Raw genomic sequence first — 6,513 nt, 5'->3', positions numbered from 1 at the left:
TAAAGCAGCCATGGAATGGGTAAAGCATAATTACACTTTAGATGAAAACCCTGGTTTGAAACTTCAGGGACATTTTTACTACATTCATACTTTTGCAAAAGCTTTACATGCAGCTGAAATTGAAGTAGTCGAAGGTGAAAAGTGGAGCTCAGCACCACTGGCGCAAGGATCTTTGTAAAAAAATTACTCTCTATGCAAGCAGAAGAGGGCAGTTGGGTTAATCCCGAAAAGCGTTGGCAGGAAAATAATCGCCAACTCGTAACTTCTTATGCTTTGATGAGTTTATACTACGCCATGGCGCATCAGTAGTTCTTAGTTTTATAAAATCAAAAAAGCCCTTCGCTAACGAAGGGCTTTTTTTTGGTTGAGATCTAAGGCTATTTCAACTCATCTTTTGGAATGAGGAACTTTTCTCTATAAAATTTTAATTCTTCAATTGATTCAATAATGTCATCTAAAGCTCGGTGAGTTGTTTTTTTGGTGAAGTAGGATTTCTTCTGGCCATACCAGCGATTGAAGAGTTCCTTCATACTTGAAACGTCAACAACTCGATAGTGCAGAACGTTAATAATTTCAGGCATGTGGTTCATTAAAAACATGCGGTCTTGACCGATAGAGTTACCACATAAGGGAGCGCGACCCTTTTCGCAAAACTCTAAGATAAAGTCACGTGTTTGCTGGCAAGCTTCTTCTTGGCTTACCTTGGAGTCTTTGACAGCTTGTGTAAGGCCTGACTGGCCATGGTGTTTAATGCACCAGTCATTCATGTTGTTCATGACTTCGTCACTTTGGTGAATAATTAAGCAGGGACCTTTGGCAATAATGTTGAGTTCGCTGTCGGTGACGAGGGTGGCGATTTCGATGATTTTATCTTTTACTGGATCTAGTCCAGTCATTTCTAAATCCATCCATACAAGGTTGTTGCTACTTTTCATTGATTGGCTCTTTCTCGGTTGGGATCCACTAAGTGCGGAGCCTCGTCTTTTAAAAATCTTAATAAGTCTTCGGAAACTTCAAAGGCAGTGGCATAGCGTTCGTCAGAATCAGTAGCCATCATCGTCATGATGATTTTTGCCAAAGCCTCGGGGCATTCGGCAAAATCTTCTCTAGGGTCCGGTGGCGGATTTTCAATTCGCGCATTAACAACTTCTAGAAGTCCGCCATAATTAAAAGGCGGTAGGCCTACAATTAAGTGATAGAGTGTACAGCCCAGAGAATAGATATCAGAACGATTATCTTGGTAGATATCAGTTTGAATCATTTCAGGTGAGAGGTAAAAAGGAGTTCCCAAAATATTACGACTCTCTTGGACAGCCATTTCATGATTTGAAGTTAAGCCAAAATCGCAAAGTTTTACAGCCCCCTTCTTTGGTGACAATAATGTTGTGGGGTTTTACATCTCGGTGAATCATAAGGAAGTTGGACCAAACGTAATCGAGGGCATTGCAGGCGTGTACCATGGCGGCAACGGCTTCCTTGGGTTCCATTTGAACGTAGAGCTCTAAATATTCTCCTAGGTTAAGGCCATCTATATGTTCCATGACAATATACATGATGTTTTCATGGACCCCACCTTCGTAAATGCGCACAATGTTTTCATGGACGAGTTGTGAAGCCGTTTCTACTTCTTGTAGGAACTCTTGTGAAATGTGATTATCATCTTCGCATTTACTGAAAAAGAGCTTTAAAGCGTAGTCAATTCCTGATGGTATATGTTTGGCTTTTACGACAATAGAATGACCGCCAGCGCCAATGGCTTCTTCAATTAAAAAGTCGCCAAAAATGATATCAGAACCATTGTCTAGTATGGCAATGTTTAATTTGTCGCAAAAGGAACAGAAATCTATGCCTCCATCTGTCGATAATTTTGTCTCGAAAACCCTTCCGCAGTGCTCACAGGAATATGACATTTCTGTTCCCCAAAGTTAAAAAAATGATAAATCCTTTAAAAACTGCCTCTGAGGCTCGCCTTTTCAAGGCAGTATGGCTTTACTTTAGAGTTTTTTTTCCTACTTTTACAGATGTTTTTTGCAATTTAGTGTGGTGTCGTTGCTAGAAAATGAAATATAAAATAAATTTAGGTAATAAGAATGAGTGAGGACTTTAGTTCCTGTTTGAGGGATATTCCGGATTTTCCGAGTCCGGGAATCATATTTAAAGACATTAGTCCGCTACTAGCTAATCCACAAAAATTCACTGAGGTGATTGATGCGATGGCAAAACTTATCGAAAATCAAGAGATAGATTATCTCCTAGGAATTGATTCGAGAGGTTTTATTTTTGCAACTGCTCTAGCACAAAAACTCAATTTAGGCATGGTGATGGCAAGAAAACCAGGGAAGCTCCCGGGTAAAGTTGTTTCACAATCCTACGATTTAGAGTATGGCAGTGCTACCCTAGAAATCCAAGAAGATGCCTTTAATGCAGGCGATCGGGTCCTCGTGATCGATGATGTCTTGGCAACGGGTGGGACCGCACGTGCTGCAAGTGATTTAGTGGAAAAGATGGGAGCAAAAACTGCGGGATACGCATTTTTTGTCGAACTAAGTTTTTTAAATGGAAAACAGCTACTGGAGTCAGGTCCAGTTCATTCTTTAGTCAAGTTTTAATAAAAATTGAAGGGATAAGATGAGTAACGATATTGAAGTAACTATGCAGGAAGATAGGCTTTTTGAACCTACTTTCGAATTTGTTGAACAAGCACACATTAAATCAAAAGGTCAATACGATGCCATGTATATGGAGTCAATCCGTAGTCCAGAGAAATTCTGGGGTGATATTGCGGAAGGCTTTACATGGAAAAAGAAGTGGGACCAAGTCATTAACTGGGAAGATGCTCCAGTCGCGAAATGGTTTGATGGTGCGGAACTTAACATTACGGAAAACTGCCTCGATCGCCATTTAGATACAGAAAGACGCACAAAAGCGGCTTTAATTTGGGAAGGCGAGCCTGGCGATAGTTTGACACTTACTTATGAAGAACTTCACGACCGCGTTTGTCGTGCGGCGGCTATGCTACGTGAGCAAGGCGTCAAAAAAGGCGACCGTGTAACAATTTATCTACCAATGGTTCCAGAATTAATGATTTCAGTTCTTGCTTGTGCGAGAGTTGGGGCAATTCACTCAGTGATTTTTGGTGGTTTCTCTTCTGGTGCCATTTTAGACAGAGTAAAAGATGCGGAGTCCGCAGTGGTCATCACTGCTGATGGTGGCTGGCGCCGTGGGAAAACTTTAGGTCTTAAAAACATTGTTGATGAGGCTATTAACCAGACTGATATCGTCAAAACTTGTATCGTTGTTCAGCGCGCAGAATGTGATCACGAAATGAGAGATGGCCGCGATATTTACTGGAACGATATCTATCCTGCTGCAGGTACTGCTTTTGAAGCAGAAACAATGAAGTCACAGGATCCACTTTTCCTTCTCTATACTTCTGGTTCTACGGGTAAGCCCAAGGGTGTTCAGCATTCAACTGCTGGTTACATGGTGGGGACTTACACGACGACAAAATATATTTTTGATATGAAAGATACTGACGTTTACTGGTGTACAGCTGATGTTGGATGGATTACAGGCCATAGTTACTTGGTTTACGGGCCTTTACTTAATGGTGCATCAATTGTCATGTACGAAGGTGCTCCAAACTTCCCTGATCTCGATCGTTTCTGGGATGTGATCGAAAAGTATAAAGTTTCAATTTTCTATACAGCTCCTACAGCGATACGTGCTTTCATGAGCTGGGGTGACGAACATGTTGAGAAGCATGACATCTCCTCACTTCGCCTTCTCGGCACAGTAGGTGAACCCATTAATCCAGAGGCTTGGATGTGGTATCACGAAAAAATTGGCGCTTCTCGTTGTCCTATTATGGATACTTGGTGGCAGACAGAAACTGGTGCTGTGATGATTACGCCACTTCCAGGTGTGACTGCAACGCGTCCAGGTTGTGCAACGACTCCTTTCTTTGGTGTAGATGCAGCAATTGTTGATGAAAAAGGTAATGAAGTACCCGATGGTAAAGGTGGTCTTTTGGTTATCCGTAAACCTTGGCCTTCAATGCTTACTAATATTTGGGGCGACCTCGAGCGTTTTAAAGATGTTTACTGGAGTCGCTTTGCAGAGCAGGGTTATTACCTCGCTGGTGATGGTGCCGTTAAAGACGAGAAGGGTTATATCACCATTCTCGGTCGTATCGACGATGTGATAAACGTGTCAGGTCACCGCCTCTCAACTATGGAACTCGAGAGTTGTCTAGTGGCTCACCCAAGTGTGGCTGAAGCTGCAGTAGTTGGTTTTGAACACAATATTAAAGGTGAAGGCATTGCTGCTTATGTCATCGTTAATAGTGGTTTCACTCAAACAGAAGAAGATAAGACTGCTTTGAAAAAGTATATTGCTGGTGAAATCGGTGCCTTTGCACGTCCCGATCAAATTCACTTTGCTGATGCACTTCCTAAAACTCGCTCTGGAAAAATCATGCGTCGCGTCTTGAAAGAGATCGCTGCAGGTCGTGATATTGAAGGTGATTTGAGTACAATTGAGGATATTGCTGCACTCAAAAAACTTGCGGCTTCCGCAAAAGCTTAAGCACTAATAAAAAAGCCTCGGTTTAACCGAGACTTTTTTGTGCCCAAGTTGAATCCAAGAAAAATTTAAATGAATAATAGGAAGAAATGAACTTATGAAGAAAAAAACATTTTTTGAGGCAATTCTCATTGTTTCATTTCTCCTCTTGGCTTTTGGCCTAAGTAAATACACTAAGCCCAATGTTGCCATTCAAGAAATTAAGCTCCAGCACGAAGTGGATGAGCAGGGGCAAGCTTATTATACCTACAAGAAGAAAAAAGTTTTTCTTGATCAAGCCGTCTTGTGGGAGCAGAGTCCTTTTACTCAAAAAGGTGAGCTTGATGAACTTCCCGAAGAGCAGTTTCTTAAAAAAATCGAAGACGAAAAGACCTCGTATTTTCAGTTCAAAAAAGCCTATCACTTTAATTTCTTTAGTTTACTCCCCGCCTTGGCAGCGATTGTACTTTGTTTTTTTACTCGTGAACCAATCGTTTCCTTGACGGTTGGCGCAGCCTGTGGAGCGATCATGATTGGTTCCTATCACTTTCCTGAGTATACCGTCGAGATGTTAGCGCAAAAAAGTCCCGCCAAAACTTTAGTTCTATATTTGTGGTTATTGGGCGGCCTTCTTGGCATATGGCAAAGGACGGGAGCCTCCTTGGCCTTTGCGAATTTCATGACTGAAAAGTTTGTTAAAGGACCACGCTCAGCTAAACTCGTGGCTTGGGGATTGGGAGTGGTTTTTTTTCAAGGTGGAACTATTTCTTCAGTCTTGGTGGGAACGTCAGTTAAACCTGTGGCGGATAAAGAAAATATTTCCCATGAAGAGTTGTCTTACATAGTCGACTCAACTTCTTCGCCAATTGCGTCTCAGTTAGCCTTTAATGCCTGGCCAGGATATGTGCAGGCCTTCATCTATGTTCCTGGTGTGGCTTTTTTGGCGACTGAATTGGATCGTATCGATTTCTTCTTTAAATCAGTTCCCTTTTGTTTCTATGCCATTTTTGCGGTCTTGGGGACCTTTATGCTCAGTATTGAAAAGCCTTGGTTCACTTGCAAGCGCCTCAAAGAGGCTAAAAAACGCTCGCGTGAAACTGGAGAACTGGATGCGCCAAACTCGGAACCTTTAGCAGTAGATGAGTTGAGTAATGTCGATATGCCAAAGGGTTACAATCCGCATGTGATTGAGTTTTTACTCCCGCTATTTACGCTTCTTGGTGTCGCAATAGGAACATATGTTATTTACGACTCTCCCGATATTCTTTTAGCATTTGGTTTGGCCTTTGCACTTTCGATTACTATGGCAGTCTTTAAAGGTATGGAGATTCAGGAGACAATTAAGGCGGCCGTGAGTGGAATGAAAGGGGTTCTTGGTGGTTCAATTGTTCTATTGATGGCTTTTGTGACGGGGGCAGTTAGTAAAGAAGTTGGAGCGGGAACTTATTTAGTCGAGATTATTGGTGGAGATGTCTCATACATGCTTCTTCCTTTTATCCTTTTCTTGATTTCTATTGTGATTGCATTTTCAACTGGTTCCAGCTGGGGAACCTACGCAGTTGTTTTCCCCTTGGCGATGCCTTTAGCGTGGTCAATTGCTAATAGTGGAGCGATTCCTGCGGAGTCCGCAATGTTGTTCATGACAATTTGTTTTGCGTGTGTGATGGATGGCTCGGTATTTGGCGATCAATGCTCGCCAGTCTCTGATACGACGGTCTTAAGTTCCATGAGTACGGGGTGTGACCTAATGGATCATGTAAAGAGTCAGGCGCCACAAGCGATTTTTGCGGCTTCCTTAGCCTGTGTTGTTTGGTTTATTTGCCTAGCTTTTTTCATATGATCGAGATATAGATTAAAGTATCACATATTTTGTAACTTAACTTGAATAAAACCCAATAAAATCTTGTTTTATCTTCTTTATTAGCATAGCTTTATACTCACGCAAAAAAA

Annotated in this window: 4 protein-coding genes and 1 pseudogene; 3 read left to right on the top strand and 2 right to left on the bottom strand. The window is 41.8% G+C overall.

Features of this window, described 5'->3' with window-relative positions; genetic code table 11:
* Positions 1-377 precede the first annotated feature (377 nt).
* Together orn and PQO01_RS10965 are read right to left on the bottom strand one after the other, a co-directional pair.
* Positions 378-935, bottom strand: coding sequence for an oligoribonuclease (gene orn / locus PQO01_RS10970; protein ID WP_274314051.1), 558 nt, complete (start codon positions 933-935; stop codon positions 378-380).
* Positions 932-1,910: pseudogene (locus tag PQO01_RS10965) on the bottom strand (serine/threonine protein kinase). Before PQO01_RS10965 ends, orn begins: the two are co-directional and overlap by 4 nt.
* Positions 1,911-2,090: 180 nt before the next feature.
* Between PQO01_RS10965 and PQO01_RS10960 the strand changes: the two are divergent.
* The 3 genes from PQO01_RS10960 (at position 2,091) to PQO01_RS10950 (ending at position 6,403) form a co-directional block, all read left to right on the top strand.
* Positions 2,091-2,609, top strand: coding sequence for an adenine phosphoribosyltransferase (locus PQO01_RS10960; protein ID WP_274314050.1), 519 nt, complete (start codon positions 2,091-2,093; stop codon positions 2,607-2,609).
* A 19-nt stretch (positions 2,610-2,628) separates the two neighbouring features.
* Complete coding sequence (gene acs / locus PQO01_RS10955; protein WP_274314049.1) at positions 2,629-4,587, top strand: acetate--CoA ligase; 1,959 nt, start codon at positions 2,629-2,631, stop codon at positions 4,585-4,587.
* A 94-nt stretch (positions 4,588-4,681) separates the two neighbouring features.
* Positions 4,682-6,403, top strand: coding sequence for a Na+/H+ antiporter NhaC family protein (locus PQO01_RS10950; protein WP_274314048.1), 1,722 nt, complete (start codon positions 4,682-4,684; stop codon positions 6,401-6,403).
* The last annotated feature ends 110 nt before the right edge of the window (positions 6,404-6,513 follow it).

The sequence above is a fragment of the Lentisphaera marina genome (assembly GCF_028745505.1).
Taxonomy (GTDB): Bacteria; Verrucomicrobiota; Lentisphaeria; order Lentisphaerales; family Lentisphaeraceae; genus Lentisphaera; species Lentisphaera marina.
The sequence above is the reverse complement of the archived record's forward strand: the minus strand, read 5'-3'. Positions and strand labels throughout refer to the sequence as shown.